The organism is Nocardiopsis suaedae, from assembly GCF_027706745.1.
Taxonomy (GTDB): Bacteria; Actinomycetota; Actinomycetes; order Streptosporangiales; family Streptosporangiaceae; genus Nocardiopsis_A; species Nocardiopsis_A suaedae.
In genome coordinates, this window is record NZ_JAQFWP010000027.1 from 64,331 (window position 1) to 80,993 (window position 16,663).

At 72.9% G+C, this 16,663-nt stretch carries 16 protein-coding genes and 1 tRNA gene; 11 read left to right on the forward strand and 6 right to left on the reverse strand.

Annotation, left to right across the window (positions count from 1 at the left end):
* Positions 1–81 precede the first annotated feature (81 nt).
* From O4U47_RS15720 to O4U47_RS15730, 3 genes are all read right to left on the reverse strand, one after another.
* Positions 82–570 carry a MarR family winged helix-turn-helix transcriptional regulator gene (locus O4U47_RS15720; RefSeq protein ID WP_270678611.1) on the reverse strand — a complete coding sequence of 163 codons (489 nt, stop codon included), beginning with the start codon at positions 568–570 and terminating at the stop codon, positions 82–84.
* Between the two features lie 69 nt (positions 571–639).
* Positions 640–1,299, reverse strand: coding sequence for a TetR/AcrR family transcriptional regulator (locus tag O4U47_RS15725; protein WP_270678612.1), 660 nt, complete (start codon positions 1,297–1,299; stop codon positions 640–642).
* 14 nt (positions 1,300–1,313) lie between these two features.
* Entirely contained in the window at positions 1,314–2,264 is a 951-nt protein-coding gene (locus O4U47_RS15730; protein WP_270678613.1) for an acyl-CoA desaturase, read from the reverse strand.
* Positions 2,265–2,532: 268 nt separating this feature from the next.
* Here O4U47_RS15730 and O4U47_RS15735 point away from each other — a divergent pair.
* The 10 genes from O4U47_RS15735 to O4U47_RS15780 all read left to right on the forward strand — a co-directional run bounded on the left by O4U47_RS15735 (position 2,533) and on the right by O4U47_RS15780 (position 12,721).
* Positions 2,533–2,603, forward strand: a tRNA-Gln gene (locus O4U47_RS15735).
* Between the two features lie 264 nt (positions 2,604–2,867).
* A complete protein-coding gene (glmU, locus tag O4U47_RS15740; protein ID WP_270678614.1) occupies positions 2,868–4,343 on the forward strand; it encodes a bifunctional UDP-N-acetylglucosamine diphosphorylase/glucosamine-1-phosphate N-acetyltransferase GlmU in 1,476 nt (491 codons plus the stop codon).
* 25 nt (positions 4,344–4,368) lie between these two features.
* Complete coding sequence (locus O4U47_RS15745; RefSeq protein WP_270678615.1) at positions 4,369–5,340, forward strand: ribose-phosphate diphosphokinase; 972 nt, start codon at positions 4,369–4,371, stop codon at positions 5,338–5,340.
* Between the two features lie 294 nt (positions 5,341–5,634).
* Positions 5,635–6,249 (forward strand): 50S ribosomal protein L25/general stress protein Ctc, encoded by a 615-nt coding sequence (locus tag O4U47_RS15750; protein ID WP_270678616.1) that lies wholly within the window; start codon positions 5,635–5,637, stop codon positions 6,247–6,249.
* Between the two features lie 116 nt (positions 6,250–6,365).
* Positions 6,366–6,941 carry an aminoacyl-tRNA hydrolase gene (gene pth / locus O4U47_RS15755; RefSeq protein ID WP_270678617.1) on the forward strand — a complete coding sequence of 192 codons (576 nt, stop codon included), beginning with the start codon at positions 6,366–6,368 and terminating at the stop codon, positions 6,939–6,941.
* 214 nt (positions 6,942–7,155) lie between these two features.
* Complete coding sequence (locus O4U47_RS15760; protein WP_270678618.1) at positions 7,156–8,622, forward strand: sugar transferase; 1,467 nt, start codon at positions 7,156–7,158, stop codon at positions 8,620–8,622.
* Between the two features lie 5 nt (positions 8,623–8,627).
* Positions 8,628–9,419 (forward strand): 3'(2'),5'-bisphosphate nucleotidase CysQ, encoded by a 792-nt coding sequence (locus tag O4U47_RS15765; protein ID WP_270678619.1) that lies wholly within the window; start codon positions 8,628–8,630, stop codon positions 9,417–9,419.
* 51 nt (positions 9,420–9,470) lie between these two features.
* Entirely contained in the window at positions 9,471–10,397 is a 927-nt protein-coding gene (cysD, locus tag O4U47_RS15770) for a sulfate adenylyltransferase subunit CysD (RefSeq protein ID WP_270678620.1), read from the forward strand.
* Between the two features lie 44 nt (positions 10,398–10,441).
* The gene (cysN, locus tag O4U47_RS15775) at positions 10,442–11,710 is read left to right on the forward strand and encodes a sulfate adenylyltransferase subunit CysN (RefSeq protein ID WP_270678621.1); all 1,269 of its coding nucleotides are present in this window, start codon (positions 10,442–10,444) and stop codon (positions 11,708–11,710) included.
* Between the two features lie 102 nt (positions 11,711–11,812).
* Positions 11,813–12,721 carry a sulfotransferase gene (locus tag O4U47_RS15780; RefSeq protein WP_270678628.1) on the forward strand — a complete coding sequence of 303 codons (909 nt, stop codon included), beginning with the start codon at positions 11,813–11,815 and terminating at the stop codon, positions 12,719–12,721.
* Positions 12,722–12,747: 26 nt separating this feature from the next.
* Here the strand turns inward: O4U47_RS15780 and O4U47_RS15785 are convergent, their stop codons facing one another.
* Entirely contained in the window at positions 12,748–13,377 is a 630-nt protein-coding gene (locus O4U47_RS15785; RefSeq protein ID WP_270678622.1) for a hypothetical protein, read from the reverse strand.
* On the opposite strand from O4U47_RS15785, the gene O4U47_RS15790 reads away from it, so the two are divergent.
* Complete coding sequence (locus O4U47_RS15790) at positions 13,361–14,413, forward strand: glycoside hydrolase family 26 protein (RefSeq protein WP_270678623.1); 1,053 nt, start codon at positions 13,361–13,363, stop codon at positions 14,411–14,413. The two genes, O4U47_RS15785 and O4U47_RS15790, sit on opposite strands and share 17 nt — an antisense overlap.
* Before the next feature lie 71 nt (positions 14,414–14,484).
* On the opposite strand, the gene O4U47_RS15795 is transcribed toward O4U47_RS15790, so the two are convergent.
* A complete protein-coding gene (locus O4U47_RS15795; protein WP_270678624.1) occupies positions 14,485–15,993 on the reverse strand; it encodes a glycosyltransferase in 1,509 nt (502 codons plus the stop codon).
* Positions 15,990–16,391 carry a glycosyltransferase family protein gene (locus O4U47_RS15800; protein ID WP_270678629.1) on the reverse strand — a complete coding sequence of 134 codons (402 nt, stop codon included), beginning with the start codon at positions 16,389–16,391 and terminating at the stop codon, positions 15,990–15,992. Before O4U47_RS15800 ends, O4U47_RS15795 begins: the two co-directional genes overlap by 4 nt.
* Positions 16,392–16,663: the final 272 nt, after the last annotated feature.

Consider the following 16,663-nt stretch of genomic DNA (forward strand, 5'->3'; position numbering starts at 1 on the left):
CCCGGTGAGGGGACGGATACCGCCGAGTAACAAGAGTGTCCGAAACGGGGGCGTTCGTCGAGGGGGCGCCGAGCGGGGCCCTCACTCGTCCAGCGGCGACAGCAGCGAGCGCAGCAGGGCGGCCAGCGCCGTGCGCTCGCCCGAGGGCATCGGCTCCAGGATCGACTCCTCGTAGCCCAGCAGGGCCTCCAGGGCGGCGTCCACGCGCTCGCGCCCCTCGTCGGTGAGCCGGACCAGCACCCCGCGCTTGTCGGCGGGGTCGGGGCGCCGCCGCACCAGCCCGGCCGCGGCCAGCCGGTCGATGCGGTTGGTCATGGTGCCCGAGGTGACCAGGGTGGCGCGGAGCAGCCGCCCCGGGCTCAGCTCGTAGGGGGCGCCGGAGCGGCGCAGCTCGGCGAGCACGTCGAACTCCCACGGCTCCAGGCCGTGGTCGGTGAACACCGTGCGCCGGGCCCGGTCCAGGTGGCGCGCGAGCCGCGAGACGCGGCTGAGCACCTGCAGCGGCGCCACGTCGAGGTCCGGGCGCTCCGCGCGCCACGCCTCGACCAGCCCGTCGACCTCATCACGCATGAGCACACCCTATCTCTTGATATCAAGATAGTGTGCCCGACACGGCGGCGGAGCGACAGCCGTCCGGCGCTACCGCTCCGTCCGCTTCCGGTCGACGGACTCCAGCGACGGCTTGGGCTCCAGCGCCGACAGCCCGTTCCAGGCCAGGTTGACCAGGTGCGCGGCGACCACCTCGCGCTTGGGCTTGCGCACCTCCAGCCACCACTGGCCGGTCAGCGCCACCATGCCCACCAGCGACTGGGCGTACATCGGCGCCAGCTTGGGGTCGTACCCGCGCTGTTTGAACTCTTCGGCCAGGATGTGCTCGACCTGGGTGGCGATGTCGCTGATCAGGCTGGCGAAACTGCCGGTGCCCGAGGCGGCGTGCGAGTCGCGGGCCAGGATACGGAACCCCTGGCTGTTCTCCTCGACGTAGCGCAGCAGCGCCAGCGCGGCGTTCTCGATCTTGCCGCGGGCGTGGTCGGCGGTGAGCGAGTCGCCGACCATCCCCAGCAGCGTGCGCATCTCGCGGTCCACGACGACGGCGTAGATGCCCTCCTTGCCGCCGAAGTGCTCGTACACCACGGGCTTGGAGACCCCGGCGCGGGCCGCCACCTCCTCCACGGAGGTGCCGTCGAAGCCGCGCTCGGCGAACAGCTCCCGGCCGATGTCCAGGAGCTGTTCCCGCCGTTCCTTGCCGGTCATCCGCTTCCTGCGGGACCGGGCCTTCTTCTCGCCCACGGCTTCCATGATGGTCCCCGACTCTAGACGCTCACGCGCTTGGCCGCGAGGCGTTCGGCGTTGGGCCAGCGGACCTTGGTGGCCCAGCCCAGCTTCTCGAAAGCCCAGATGACCCGGGCGGAGATGTCGACCTGCCCCTTGAGCACCCCGTGGCGGGCGCAGGTGGGGTCGGCGTGGTGCAGGTTGTGCCAGGACTCCCCGAAGGAGGGGACGGCCAGCCACCACACGTTCCGGGAGCGGTCCCGGACCTCGAAGTTCTCCTCGCCGATGGTGTGGCAGATGGAGTTGATCGACCACGTCACGTGGTGCAGCAGCGCAACCCGGACCAGTCCGGCCCAGAAGAACGCGGTGAAGGCGCCCCACCACGACATGGTCACCAGGCCGCCGATGAGGGCCGGGGTCAGGAGGGAGAACAGCACCAGCGGCACGAAAAGCTTGTCGACGCGGACGATGTCCTTGTCCTTGAGCAGGTCCGGGGTGAACCGCTTAGGCGAGGTCTTCTCCTCGCTCAAGAACATCCACGCCATGTGCGCGTAGAACAGCCCCTTGGCGACCGAGCGCCAGTCGTCGCCGAAGCGCCACGGCGAGTGCGGGTCGCCCTCGGCGTCGGCGTACTTGTGGTGGCGGCGGTGGTCGGCCACCCACTTGATGACGCTGCCCTCGATGGCCAGGCTCCCGGCCACGGCGAGCGCGATGCGCAGCGGGCGGTTGGCCTTGAAGGAGCCGTGCGTGAAGTGCCGGTGGAAGCCGACGGTGATGCCGAGGCCCGACACCAGGTAGAAGGCGGCGCCGATGCCCACGTCGAGCGGGGTCAGGCCCCAGCCCCAGGCGAAGGGGACCGCGGCGACCAGGGCCAGGAGCGGGACCAGGACGAACACGAAGACGGTGAACCGCTGGGCCTTGCTGGCCCCCTCGGGGTCGAGTTCCGGCTCGGGCGTCCGTTTGGGCGCGCTCTCGGCGACTACTGCGGTCATGTGCTGCTCCACCTGCGTTCTCGTGACGGCCGTGCGGGGCGTGCGTGCGGAGACGCCTCCGCCCGCGCCGCCCGACCGCCCGGCGATCGCGTCGACAACTTATACCTACGTAACCGTAACCTACGAGGGCGTAGGTTGCGCAAGGGCGGCACGGCGCCCCGCGTCCGCGGGGGCGGCGCGCAAGGGGCGGAGGGTCTTCGGGATGACCGGATGTCGGGGAGCGGCTATCGTGTGCGGTGGAGGCGTGCGCGGGCCGCGCCGCAGTCCATCCCGGGTGGTGTAATGGCAGCACTGCGGTTTTTGGTGCCGTTTGTCCAGGTTCGAGTCCTGGCCCGGGAGCCCTCGATGACCGATCTCACAGTCGGCCCGCGCCCCCGCCGCCCCCGGGCCCATGCGCAGGTCCGCCCCGGGGTGCGCCCCGACGCCCCCGACCGCCGCATGTATCCTTCCCCTGTCGGCCCCTGATCCCGCTCCCGCCAGCGTGCGCGCAGGGCGATGTTCAGCCTCGCCGACCGGTCGCGTCGGCCGCGCGGGGACACCCGCACGGCGGCGCCGGCGCGACGACGCATCCGATACCGCCAGCGACATGAGGAGTCTCCGCCCGTGAGCGTGAGCCGTCCGGCTGCCGTCATCGTCCTCGCGGCGGGCGAGGGCACCCGAATGAAGTCCAGGCTTCCCAAGGTCCTGCACGAGATCTGCGGGCGGGCGATGCTGGGCCACGTGCTCGCCGCCGCCGGGGAGCTGGAACCCGAGCGCACCGTCGCCGTCATCGGCCACGCCCGCGAGCGCGTCGGCGCCTACCTGGCCGAGGCCGCGCCGGAGGTGGCCACCGCCGTGCAGGCCGAGCAGAACGGCACCGGCCACGCGGTGCGGGTGGCGGTCGACGAGCTCAAGGCGCAGGGCGCCCGGCTCTCCGGCACCGTGGTGCTCGCCTACGGCGACACCCCGCTGCTGCGCGGCTCCACCCTGGCGGGCCTGGTCGAGGCGCACGAGTCGGCGGGCAACGCGGTCACCGTGCTCTCCGCGAAGGTCCCCGACCCGGCCGGATACGGCCGCGTGGTGCGCGACGCCGACGGGGTCTTCACCGAGATCGTCGAGCACGCCGACGCGACCGACGGGCAGCGCGCCGTCGACGAGATCAACTCCGGCATGTACGCCTTCGACGGCGACCTGCTGGCCGAGGTGGTCCACCGCCTGTCCACCGACAACGCCAAGGGCGAGGAGTACATCACCGACGCCGTGGCGATCCTGCGCGGCGACGGCCACCGGGTCGACGCCGCCGTGGCCGCCGACTGGGTGGAGATCCAGGGCGTCAACGACCGCGTGCAGCTCGCCGAGGCGCGCCGCCTGCTCAACGGGCGGCTGCTGGAGGCGCACATGCGCGCCGGGGTCACCGTCGTCGACCCCGCCACCACCTGGGTCGACGTCCAGGTCGAGGTGGGCCGCGACACGGTGCTCGAACCCCAGGTGCGGCTGCGCGGCGGCACCCGCGTCGGCGAGGGCGCCCTGGTCGGCCCCAACACCACGCTCACCGACACCCGGGTCGGCGACGAGGCGCGGGTCCGCGAGGCCTTCGCCGAGGGGGCCGAGGTCGGCCCCGGCGCCTCCGTCGGCCCCTACGTCTACCTGCGGCCCGGGGCGGTGCTGTGCGACGGCGCCAAGGCCGGAACGTTCGTCGAGGTGAAGAACTCGACCGTCGGCCCCCGGTCCAAGGTCCCGCATCTGACCTACGTCGGCGACGCCGACATCGGCGAGGGCGTCAACATCGGCGCCTCGTCGGTGTTCGTGAACTACGACGGCGTCGACAAGCACCGGACCACCGTCGGCGACCACGCGCGGACCGGGAGCGACAACATGTTCGTCGCCCCGGTGAACGTGGGGCCGGGCGCCTACTCGGGCGCCGGGACGGTGGTCCGCGATGATGTCCCGCCCGGTGCGCTGGCGGTCTCCGCCGGAGGCCAGCGCAACATCGAGGGGTGGGTGCAGCGGAAGCGCCCGGGCACCGCCGCGGCCGAGGCCGCAGAGCGCGCGCTCCGGGACGCCGAGATCCGCGACGAACACGCCGGCAAAGGCGAATGACATGTGTCTGTGGGGGATCTGAGAAGTGACCGGCATTAAGGCCGCGGGTCAGAAGAAGCTGATGCTCTTCTCCGGGCGCACGCACCCGGAGCTCGCCGAGCAGGTGGCCGAGCAGCTCGGCATCCAGGTGGTTCCGACCAGGTTCCAGGACTTCGCCAACGGCGAGATGTACGTCCGCTACCTGGAGTCGGCGCGCGGGAGCGACGCTTTCGTGCTCCAGTGCCACTCCGACCCGATCAACGAGTCCATCATGGAGCAGCTCATCATGGTGGACGCGCTCAAGCGGGCCTCGGCCAAGCGCATCACGGTGATCACGCCGTTCCTGGGGTACGCCCGGCAGGACAAGAAGCACCTGGGCCGCGAGCCGATCACCGCCCGGCTGATGACCGACCTGTTCGCCACCGCGGGCGCCAACCGGCTCATGGCGGTCGACCTGCACACCGACCAGATCCAGGGCTTCTTCAACGGACCGGTGGACCACCTGTTCGCGCTGCCGCTGCTGGCCGACTACATCAAGAGCCGGGTGGACGGGTCCGAGGCCACGGTGGTCTCGCCGGACGCCGGGCGGGTGCGCACCGCCGACCGGTGGGCCGACCGCCTGGGGCTGCCGCTGGCCATCATCCACAAGCGGCGCGACCCCGAGGTCGCCAACGAGGTCAAGGTGCACGAGGTCGTCGGCGAGGTCCAGGGCCGCACCTGCATCCTGGTCGACGACATGATCGACACGGCCGGCACCATCGTGAAGGCCGCCGACGCCCTCTACGAGCAGGGCGCCAGCAACGTCATCGCCGCCGCCACGCACGGCGTGCTCAGCGGTCCGGCCGCCGAGCGGCTGCAGAACTCGCGCATCTCCGAGGTGGTCATCACCAACTCGCTGCCGGTGCCCAAGGAGCGCGACTTCGACAAGCTGACCCAGCTGTCCATCGCGCCCCTCCTGGCCCGGGCCATCAACGAGGTGTTCAGCGACGGGTCGGTCACCAGCCTCTTCGACGGCTGACCGGTCCGTCGCCGCGTCCGGGGGAGGGCCCCAGGTCCTCCCCCGGACACCGATGTGTACGGAAGACGTCGGGCAAGGCATTAGACTGGACCGAGTGTCCCCGTGTCCGCGGGGTTCCACTGCGGCCACCGGGCCGATTGCCGCGTGGTCGCCGTGCCCGGGCGCGGCGCGCTTCGGCGTCTCCGCCTGCCTGCGGGACCGATCCCGTGCAGTTCTCCCGTGTCCCGCGGGAGTCGTTTCAGAGAAGTCGTGTTCCCCGCGTCCTGCGGGGACGAACCTCCGAGGAGTTTTGTCGTGTCCGAGGTACGCATCGCTGCCGAGCCGCGCACGGAATTCGGCAAGGGCGCCGCACGCCGCGCCCGCCGCGCGGGTAAGGTGCCGGCCGTCCTCTACGGCCACGGCACCGACCCCCGCCACATCACCCTTCCGGGCCACGACCTGATGCTCGCCCTGAAGACCCCGAACGTGCTGCTGCGCGTCGACGGCGTCGAGGGCAAGGAGAACCTGGTCCTGCCCAAGAGCGTGCAGCGCGACCCGATCAAGGGCTTCCTTGAGCACGTCGACCTGCTCGTGGTGAAGAAGGGCGAGAAGGTCAACGTCGAGATCGCGGTCAACCTGACCGGTGACGTCGCCTCCGGCGCCTCGGTCTACCAGGAGCTGGTGACCGTCGAGGTCGCCGCCGAGGCCACCCACATCCCCGAGGGCGTGGAGCACTCGGTCGAGGGCATGGAGGACGGTGCGCACGTCGTCGCGGGCGACCTGAGGCTGCCCGCCGGCGTGGAGCTGGTCACCGACCCCGAGGCCTGGGTCGCCTCGGTCTCCGCGGACCAGGCCGCCGAGGGCGAGGAGCCCGAGGAGGGCGGGTCCGAGGGCGAGGGCGAGTCCGCCGCGTCCGAGTCCGCCGAGTAGTCGGCCCTCCACCACTGATGGGCACGGGTCCGGTGCGCGGTCTCCTTGAGCGTCTGCTCGGGGGCCGCGCATCGGGTGTGTCCGGGGCCGAGACGGGCGACGACGGGGGACGGGGCGTGGCCGAGACCGAGCGCTGGCTGGTGGTGGGGCTGGGCAACCCCGGTCCCAAGTACGCCGGGAACCGGCACAACGTGGGGTTCATGGTGGTGGACGAGCTCGCCGAGCGCGGCGGCCACCGCTGGAAGGCGCACAAGGCCCACGCCGACGTCGCCGAGGGCCGCCTCGCAGGCGCGGCGGCGGTGCTGGCCAAGCCGCGCAGCTACATGAACCTCTCGGGCGGCCCGGTCGCCGGGCTGTGCCGGTTCTACAAGGTCCCGGAGGAGCGGGTCGTGGTCGTCCACGACGACATGGACATCGCCTTCGGGGCGCTCAAGCTCAAGCGGGGCGGGGGCGCGGGCGGCCACAACGGCCTGCGCTCGATCTCCTCCGCCCTGTCCGGGCCGGACTACCTGCGCGTGCGCGTGGGCGTGGGGCGCCCGCCGGGCCGCATGGACCCGGCCGCCTACGTGCTCAAGGACTTCTCCTCCGCCGAGCGCAAGGACCTCCCGCTGGAGCTGGCGCGCGCCGCCGACGCGGTGGAGTCGCTGGTCACCGAGGGCCTGGAGCGGGCGCAGAACGCCTTCCACGCCTGAGGACCGCCGCCGCCCGCGGGGCGGCCGAGAAGGGGCCCGGCCGACGGCCGGGTTTTTTCTTAACCCGATTAGGTCACGTCACGCGACTGAGCGATCACTCTTGGCTACTGTGGGGCCATCGGAGCGAGTTTTCGCGCCTGCCGATTCCCCGCACTGCACGGGCCGGTTCCGCCGGGCCGCGGTCGGCGGCGCGCCTGGTTCGAGGGGAGGAGCCATGGCGGTGGTCGTCGGCGTGCGGGACGGGGCCGGTGAGCGCCGGGACGTGCGCGCCCCGGCCGCGTGGGTGCGGGGGTACACGCGCGGCCTGGTGGCGCTGGACGCCGCGGCGGCCGGGATGTCCGGGGCGGTCACCCACCAGCTGCACTTCCAGGGGCGGGTGGAGGAGCCGTCGGCCGCGGCGCACGCCGGACTGTCCCTGGCGCTGCCGTTGCTGTGGGTCGCGGTGGTCGGGCTGGGCGGGGGCTACGCCCGCCGCTTCCTGGGGGTGGGCACCGAGGAGTTCCGCCGGGTGCTGGGCGCCGGGGTGGTGCTGACCGCGGCCGCCGCCATCGCCGGGTTCGCCGCCCTGCCCGTGCTGGCCCGCGGGTTCGTGCTGGTGGCGCTTCCGGCCACGGTGCTGGCGAGCCTGGTGCTGCGGTACGGCTGGCGCAAGCGGCTGCACCGGCTGCGCCGATCCGGGCGGTGCATGGGCGGGGCGGTCGTGGTGGGCCACCGCGAGGCCGTCGCCGGCCTCATCCGCCAGCTGCGCGGCGAGCCCTACCACGGCATGCGCGTGGTGGGGGCCTGCCTGCCCGGCGGGGGCGAGGGCCGCGGCGCGGCCGCGGTCGACGGGGTCCCGGTGCTGGGCGGCTTCTCCGACGCGGCCGAGGCCGCCGCGCGGGCGGGCGCCGAGACGGTGGCGGTGCTGGCCTGCCCGGAGATGGACGGGGTGGAGCTGCGGCGGCTGGCCTGGCGGCTGGAGAAGTGCGGCACCGACCTGACCGTGGCCCCGGCGCTGATGGAGGTGGCCGGGCCGCGCACCACCATCCGGGCGGTGGCGGGCCTGCCGCTGCTGCACGTGGAGCACCCGGAGCTGGAGGGGGCGCGCCGGGTGGTCAAGGGCCTGTTCGACCGGGCGGCCGCGGGCGCGGCGCTGCTGCTGCTGGCGCCGGTGTTCGCGGTGCTGGCGGCGGCGGTGAAGGCCGCCGACGGCGGGCCGGTGTTCTTCCGGCAGACCCGGGTGGGCAAGGACGGGGCCCACTTCCCCCTGGTGAAGTTCCGTACCATGGTTCCGGCGGCCGAGGAGATGAAGAGCGGTCTGCTCGGCGCCAACGAGCACGACGGTGTGCTGTTCAAGATGCGCGCGGACCCTCGCGTGACGTCGGTCGGGGCCTGGCTGCGCCGGTACTCGCTGGACGAGCTCCCCCAGCTCGTCAACGTGGTGCGCGGCGAGATGTCGCTGGTGGGCCCGCGGCCGCCGCTGCCCGAGGAGGTCGCGCGCTACGGGCGCGACGTGCGCAGGCGGTTGGTGGTGAAGCCGGGGATGACCGGTCTGTGGCAGGTGAGCGGGCGTTCCGACCTCTCCTGGGAGGAATCGGTCCGCTTGGACCTGCGTTACGTGGAAAACTGGTCGCTGACCCTGGACGTGCAGATTCTCTGGAAGACGTGGTCAGCGGTGATCCGCGGGGCGGGAGCGTACTGAGGCCGGTGAGCAGCATCCGAAACGATCATGAAGTCGCGCGTGACCTGGCGGGCGAGGCGGGGCAGCAGCTCTTGCGGCTGCGGGCCCGGCACGGGTTCGAGGAGCCCGACGTCCTGCGCACCCTCGGGGACCGCACGTCGCACGAGTTCCTCTTCTCCGCGCTGGGGCGGCTGCGCCCCAGCGACGCGGTGCTGTCCGAGGAGGGGGTGGACGACCCGGCCCGGCTGAGCGCCCGCCGGGTGTGGATCATCGACCCGCTGGACGGGACCCGCGAGTTCGCCGAGGCGGGGCGGACCGACTGGGCCGTGCACGTGGCCCTGTGGGAGAACGGGCGGCTGGCCGCGGGGGCGGTGGCGCTGCCCGCGCAGGGGTCCACACTCTCCTCCGCCGACCCGCCGTGGCTGCCCGAGGAGCGGCCCAGCGGGCAGCGGCTCCGGATCACCGCCAGCCGCACCCGGCCGCCGGAGTTCGTCCAGAAGATGGCCACCGCGCTGGGCGCGGAGATCGTGCCGATGGGCTCGGCCGGGGCCAAGATCTGCGCGGTGCTGCTGGGCATCGCGGACCTGTACGTGCACGCCGGGGGCCAGTTCGAGTGGGACAGCGCGGCGCCGGTCGCGGTGGCCCGCGCCGCGGGGCTGCACGCCTCCCGGATCGACGGCTCGGACCTGGAGTACAACGCGCTCGACCCGTCGCTGCCCGATATCCTTGTATGTCGACCGGAATTGTCGGGTATGTTGTTGGGGAGCATCCGCGACGTGGCGGATCTGGACGGGGCGGGCCCCCAGGCCGCCGGGTAGGCGGGCGGGCCGCGGCCCGCCGTCGGACTTCACGGGAGCGAGGCGCATTACATGGGCACGGCAGCGGAGCTCGGACGGTACCGGCTCTCCCAACTGGACCACCTCGAGGCCGAGGCCGTCTTCATCATGCGCGAGGTGGCCGCCGAGTTCGAGCGGCCGGTGCTGCTCTTCTCCGGCGGCAAGGACTCCCTCGTGCTGCTCCGCCTGGCCGAGAAGGCCTTCTTCCCCGGCCGCGTGCCCTTCCCCGTGATGCACGTGGACACCGGGCACAACTTCCCCGAGGTGATGGAGTTCCGCGACCGCCGCCTGGCCGAGGCCGGGATGGAACTGGTGGTCGCCTCCGTCCAGGAGCAGATCGACCAGGGCAAGGTGGTCGAGCCCACCGGCCGGTGGGCCAGCCGCAACCGGCTGCAGACCGCCGCCCTGCTGGAGGCCATCGAGGAGCACGGGTTCGACGCCGCCTTCGGCGGGGCCCGGCGGGACGAGGAGAAGGCCCGCGCCAAGGAGCGCGTCTTCTCCTTCCGCGACGAGTTCGGCCAGTGGGACCCCAAGGCCCAGCGACCCGAGCTGTGGAACCTGTTCAACACCCGGATCGACCGCGGTGAGCACATCCGGGTGTTCCCCATCTCCAACTGGACCGAGCTGGACGTGTGGGACTACATCCGGCGCGAGGGGCTGGAGCTGCCCTCCATCTACCACGCGCACCGGCGCCCGGTGTTCGAGCGCGACGGCATCCTGCTCGCCGACGGCCCCTTCATCAACCGCGACGAGGACGAAGAGGTCTTCGAGGCGACCGTCCGCTACCGCACAGTCGGCGACATGACCTGCACCGGTGCGGTCCGCTCCACCGCGACCGAGATCGACGAGATCATCGCCGAGATCGCCGCGACGCGGATCACCGAGCGCGGCCAGACCCGCGCCGACGACCGCGCCAGCGAGGCGGCCATGGAGGACCGCAAGCGCGAAGGCTACTTCTGACCGGCCCTACCCGCACCGATCCCTTCCCGAGGAACGCGCGCACCATGACCAACGACATCCTGCGGTTCGCCACGGCCGGTTCCGTCGACGACGGCAAGAGCACCCTCATCGGCCGCCTGCTCTACGACTCCAAGTCCATCTTCGAGGACCAGCTCGACTCGGTCGAGCGCACCAGCCGCAGCCGCGGCGAGGAGCAGACCAACCTCGCGCTGCTCACCGACGGCCTGCGGGCCGAGCGCGAGCAGGGCATCACCATCGACGTCGCCTACCGGTACTTCGCCACCCCGCGGCGCACCTTCATCATCGCCGACACCCCCGGGCACATCCAGTACACCCGGAACATGGTCACCGGCGCCTCGACGGCCGACCTGGCGGTGATCCTGGTCGACGCCCGCAAGGGGCTGCAGGAGCAGAGCCGCCGGCACGCCTTCCTGGCCACCCTGCTGCAGGTGCCGCACCTGGTGGTGGCGGTCAACAAGATGGACCTGGTGGACTACTCCCAGGAGCGGTTCGAGGAGATCCGCGCCGAGTTCACCGACTTCGCCGCCAAGCTGGACGTCACCGACCTGGCGTTCATCCCCATCTCCGCGCTGCACGGCGACAACGTGGTGGAGCGGTCCATGGAGATGGCCTGGTACGAGGGCACCTCGCTGCTGCACCACCTGGAGAACGTGCACATCGCCTCGGACCGCAACCTCATCGACGCGCGGTTCCCCGTGCAGTACGTGGTGCGCCCGCACAAGGCCGACGACCCCGACCTGCACGACTACCGCGGCTACGCCGGCCAGATGGCCGGGGGCGTGCTGCGCAGGGGCGACGAGGTCGTGCACCTGCCCTCCGGCATCTCCTCGCGGGTGGCGCGGATCGTCACGGCCGACGGCGACCTGGACGAGGCGTTCAGCCCGCAGTCGGTGACGGTGCTGCTGGAGGACGACATCGACATCTCCCGGGGCGACATGATCTGCCGCCCCAACAACCGCCCGCGCGAGGCGCGCGACCTGCAGGCGATGGTCTGCTGGATGGCGGAGTCGCGCACCCTCACCCCGCGGTCCAAGCTGCTGCTCAAGCACACGACGCGGACCACCAAGGTGATGGTGAAGGACCTGCTGTACCGGCTGGACGTGAACACGCTCAGCCGCGATGAGCACCCCGCGGAGCTGGCGCTCAACGAGATCGGGCGGGTGGCGCTGAAGTCGGCCCAGCCCCTGTTCGTCGACGAGTACAAGCGCAACCGCACCACCGGCGGGTTCATCCTGGTGGACGAGGGCACCAACACCACCGTCGCCGCGGGCATGGTGCTCGACGCCGACTGATCCGGCCCCGGGGGTACACTCCGGGACCAGCGATAACCACGGAAAGCAAGCAATCCGTCACAGGGCGTACTAGTGTTGCGTCCTGTGAGCGGATTTCGTCTGGTGTTCGTCGGGGGGATCGGCCGGTCCGGATCCACGCTCATCGAGCGGCTCCTGGGGGAGCTGCCGGGGGTGTGCTCCATGGGCGAGGTCGTGCACATGTGGCGGCGCAGCCTCGTCGACGACGAGGTGTGCGGCTGCGGCGCGCCGTTCACCCGCTGCCCGTTCTGGGCGGAGGTGGGCCGGGAGGCCTTCGGCGGGTGGGGCCGGGTCGACCCGGCCCAGGTCCTGGAGCTCAAGGCGGCCGTGGACCGGACCCGGTTCGTTCCGGGGCTGCTCGCCGACGACCCCCCGCCGGACCTGGCGGCGCGCGCCGCCCGCTACACCGACTTCTACGACCGGCTCTACGCCGCGGTGGCCCGGGTGAGCGGGTGCCGCACCGTGGTCGACTCCAGCAAGCACGCCTCGCTCGCCGCGTGCCTGCGGCTGCGCTACGGGGCGCGGATGCGGCTGCTGCACATCGTGCGCGACCCCCGCGCGGTCGCGCACGCCTGGGGCAAGCGGGTGCCCCGGCCCGACGCCCGGCCCACCAGCCCCGAGCAGTTCATGGCGCGCTACTCGCCCACCCGCGCGGCCGTGCAGTGGGTGGCGCAGAACGGCGTGCTGGCGGCGCTGGAGCGCGGCGGGCTGCCCACCCTCCGGGTCCGCTATGAGGACTTCGCCGCCGACCCGCTGGGGGAGCTGCGCGGCATCGCCGAGTTCGCGGGGTGCGCGGCCGACGGGCTGCCCCTGGAGGCGGACGGGTCGGCGGAGCTGTCCCCGGCGCACACGGTGTCGGGCAATCCGATGCGGCTGACGGCGGGGCCGGTACGGGTTCGGGCGGACGTGACGTGGCGCTCGCAGCTGGCGGCCCCGTCGCGCGTGGCGGTGTCCGCGCTGACGCTCCCGGTTCGGTGGAGATTCGGGTACTGAAGGCGACACGCCCGATTCGGTCACCTTTAGTAGTGAATCGATTGCGTATTGTGAATATCCCATGGTGTCCCAAGGGGGGTTCCAGGACGACCCGGGAGGGGGCCGATCGTGGAGCGGGAGCGCGGGCGCGGGGGAGCGCACGGGGGCGGACCGCCGAGGGGCAGGGCGGTGCAGGTCGGTGCGGCGCTGGCGGCCCTTCTCGTGGCGACGGCGGCGTGCGAGGAGAAGGAGGGGCTGGCGGGCCTGGAGGGGCTCGGGGTCCTGGAGTCGGAGCCGCCGGAGCCGGCGGCCCCGGCCTCGGACGGGCCGGGGGGCCTGGTGATCCCGCGGCAGCCGACGCCGTCGCCGAGCCCGTCGCCGGAGGGGCCGGGAGGGCTGGTGATCCCGCAGCAGCCGACGCCGTCGCCGAGCGCCTCGCCCAGCCCGTCGCCCAGTGTGTCGCCGAGCCCGTCGCCCAGCGCCTCGCCCAGCCCGTCGCCCAGTGCGTCGCCGAGCGCCTCGCCCAGCCCGTCCCCTTCTCCGAGCCCGTCCCTGTCCCCGTCCCCCTCGCCATCCCCCTCCCCGGTCCCGTCACCGTCGCCGCAGACCCCGCCGGTCGCGCCGTCGCCGAGCCCGTCGCCCGGGGGGCAGCCCGAGCCCGTGCCGTCCCCGGGCACCACCCCGGAGCCGCCCGGAGGCGACCCCCGTTGCGACGTCAGCGAGATCCTGGAGCCCTCGTGCGGCGTGTGGTGGGGGGCGAGCCCGTGGCAGGGCGATCCGGAGCCGCTTGAGCGGGCGGCCGATCGCAAGCTCGACATCGTCTACACCTGGAACGGCATCGACCAGACCGAGATCCCCACCGACACCGAGCTGGAGTACGCCGAAGACGGGCGGATCATCCACGCCAACATCGAGGCGAAGCGGTTCAACATGCGGGGCCACCCGGTGCAGGACTACAAGGACATCCTGGTCGGGCGCTTCGACCGGTCGCTGACCGCCCAGGCGGAGCGCATCGCCGAACTGGAGCACCCCGTCTTCGTGACCTTCGACCACGAGGCCGACGCGAACAAGCGGTACAACCGGCGGGGCACGCCGGAGGAGTTCGTGATGGCGTGGCGGCACATCGTCGACGTGTACCGCGAGAACGGCGCGGACAACGCCGTCTGGGTGTGGAACGTGACCGGCTGGCCCGACAACCTCTCCCGCCTGCCCCGGTTGTGGCCCGGCAACGAGTACGTGGACTGGATCAGCTGGGAGGCCTACAACATGACCGGGTGCGAGCTGATGCCGCACTGGGACGAGGTGGTCTCGTTCGAAGAGGCGCTGCGCCCGGCCTACGAGTGGGTGCAGGAGGAGGGGCCCAAGCACGGCATCGACCCGGACAAGCCGGTGATGATCGGGGAGATGGGGACGGTGCCGATCCCGGGCGACCCGATGGCGACGGCCAAGTGGTACGCCGACATCCCTCAGGTGCTCAAGCGCTACGAGCGGGTGAAGGCCGTGAAGATGTGGGACGGGAAGACCGCGCCCACCTGCGACTTCCGGGTCGGCCAGGACGCCTACGCGCAGTGGGGGTACGGCCTGGCGGGGAGGCACCCGTACGTGGCGGTGCCCGAACGGGTCCAGGAGATCGTGGACCGGGCGCTGGAGACCAAGGAGCACCTGCGCAAGGTCCAGGAGGAGGTCCACGGGCGGCCGCGCCGGGGCGAGTGACCTCGCGGCCCCCGCAGGCGCTCTCAGGGCCCAGACGGCGTCCGAGGCCCCGGCGCCTCCTCTACCGGCCCTTACAGGCCCTTGCCGTGCCGGTGCAGGGTGCGGAGCACCCACGGTGCGGGCAGGCCGCAGGCGACCGCCAGCGCCAGCGGGGTCCGGGGCTCCAGGGGCCGCGCCCGGAAGGTGCGGCCGACCCACCGCAGGGCGGCGCGGCGGCGTCCGGCGGCCGCCTCCGCGAAGGCGATCTGCCCGGCCACACGCGCGTAACCGCCGGGCACCAGGCGGAACTCGGGGTAGCGGTCGAGCAGCCAGCGCAGCGCGGTCGCGATGGTCTGCCACCGCCCGGCGAAGTGCGAGCGCCGGTGCCAGAGCACCCGGACGCCCGGCGCCGGGATGTTCCGGATGGGCGCGCGGCGGGCCATGCGCAGCAGCAGCTCGTAGTCCTCGGCGTAGCTGCCGGGCAGCTCCTCGCTGACGGGGCCCTCGCCCTCCAGCAGCGCCTCGCGCCGGATGAGGAACGTGGAGGGGTGCAGCTCGGTGAGCCGCGAGCCGAGCAGGTCGGAGAAGGTGACGGCGGTGCGGTCCAGCATCCGCTCGGCCTCGGTCCGGTCGTAGACGACCCGGATGCCGCAGCAGACCATCTCCGTCCCGGGGTCGGTCAGCAGCACCTCCACCTGGGAGCGGAGCTTTCCGGGGAACCAGGTGTCGTCGTCGTCGCAGAAGGCCACGTACTCGCCGCGCGCGGCCATGATGCCGGTGTTGCGGGCGCCGGCCAGGCCGGGGCTGTGGTCGTTGGGAACGACCTCCACCGGGCGCCGCGGGTCATCGGAGGCCAGGGAGGTGTCGGGGTCGTCGTTGTCGAAGACGACGACGGTGCGCAGCACCCCGGGGTAGTCCTGCTCGGCGATCGAGCGCAGGGTGCGGCGCAGCAGGTCGGGGCGGTCGCGGGTGGGGACCACGGCGCACACGGTCGGCCAGGTGCTCGGCGCCTTCTCCAGCGCGGGCAGCGGGTGGTCGGGGCGCGGCGGGGGCGCGAGCAGGTCGATGAGCTCCCCGGCGCGGCGGGCGGCCGCCTCGGCGCCGTCCCCGTCGTCGCCGCTCCCGGGCGCGCCGATGCGGAACTCGCCGGGGTGGGCGACGGCCTTGTCCAAGGCGGCGGAGAGCTGCTGGGCGGTGGCGCAGGCGCGCACCAGCCCGGAGGCGTCCAGGCGGGCGACGAAGCGGAGCTGGTGGTCGTCCACGTGCTCGCCGAGCTCGGGGTCGCGGGCGGCGGCCAGCGGCAGGTGCCCGGCGCGGCGGGCGGCGGTGATGGACCCGGGACCGCCGTGGGTGACCACGGCGGCGGCCGAGCGCATCAGCTCCTCCAGGCGGTCGGGCGGCAGGAAGGGCTCGCCCTCGGCGTCCGCGGGGGCGGGGGAGCGGCCGTGCTGCACCAGGACCCGGACCTCGGGGCGTTCGCGGGCGTAGGCGTCGGCCCACTCCACCAGGCGGCCGAACGGGTGGTGGTCGGTGCCCGCCGTGACGAGGACCAGCGGGGAGTCGGCGGGGCCGGGGGCCGGGGTACGGGGCGCGTGGTTCACAGCAGCGGTCCTACGGTGATGGCGGTGGGCATGAACGAGCGCTGCTCCTCCCACTGGGCGAGGAAGAGCCGGGTGAACGGGCGGCACAGGCGGGCCGTCAGGGTCGGGGTCTCGATGCGGTCGTAGACCTCGATGTAGACGGTGGGCACCCGCAGCAGCCGGGCCAGGACGAAGAACGGCAGGGCGACCCCGGCGCCGGTGGAGACCACCGCGGCCGGGCGCCGGGCGGCCAGCACGCGCACCGCCAGCGCCGTGTTGCGCAGCAGGTTGGGCACGTTGCGGGTGGTGGGGTGGTGGGCCCAGTGCACCTCCTCGCCGTGCAGCAGCGACTCGGCGTCGGGGGTGCGGAAGGTGACCCAGGTCCGCTCCCGGCCCGACCACCACGGGCGCAGGGCCATGAGCTGGGCGAGGTGGCCGCCGCTGGAGGCGACCAGCAGCACCGGGGCGCTCTGGGCCGGGGCGTCCTCCTCGGCCTGGACCCCTGCGGTCAGATTCGGAGCGCGCCCGGAGGGCGCGATGAACGCGGTTGGCACGGGGACATCATTGCATAACTGAGAGTAATATCTTCATTGCCTTGTGTGGTTTCATGAGGAAATCCCCGAGCCGCCCCCCACAACCCCCGGAAACCGGCCCCACCCAACCCCCCACCGCCCCCCGCGGCTACTTCGGT

Coding starts and splice junctions, on each gene's coding strand:
- O4U47_RS15720 (WP_270678611.1), bottom strand. CDS start 570: ATGCGTGATGAGGTCGACGGGCTGGTCGAGGCGTGGCGCGCGGAGCGC.
- O4U47_RS15725 (WP_270678612.1), bottom strand. CDS start 1,299: ATGGAAGCCGTGGGCGAGAAGAAGGCCCGGTCCCGCAGGAAGCGGATG.
- O4U47_RS15730 (WP_270678613.1), bottom strand. CDS start 2,264: ATGACCGCAGTAGTCGCCGAGAGCGCGCCCAAACGGACGCCCGAGCCG.
- O4U47_RS15800 (WP_270678629.1), bottom strand. CDS start 16,391: ATGGCCCTGCGCCCGTGGTGGTCGGGCCGGGAGCGGACCTGGGTCACC.
- cysN (WP_270678621.1), top strand. CDS start 10,442: ATGACCAACGACATCCTGCGGTTCGCCACGGCCGGTTCCGTCGACGAC.
- cysD (WP_270678620.1), top strand. CDS start 9,471: ATGGGCACGGCAGCGGAGCTCGGACGGTACCGGCTCTCCCAACTGGAC.
- O4U47_RS15760 (WP_270678618.1), top strand. CDS start 7,156: ATGGCGGTGGTCGTCGGCGTGCGGGACGGGGCCGGTGAGCGCCGGGAC.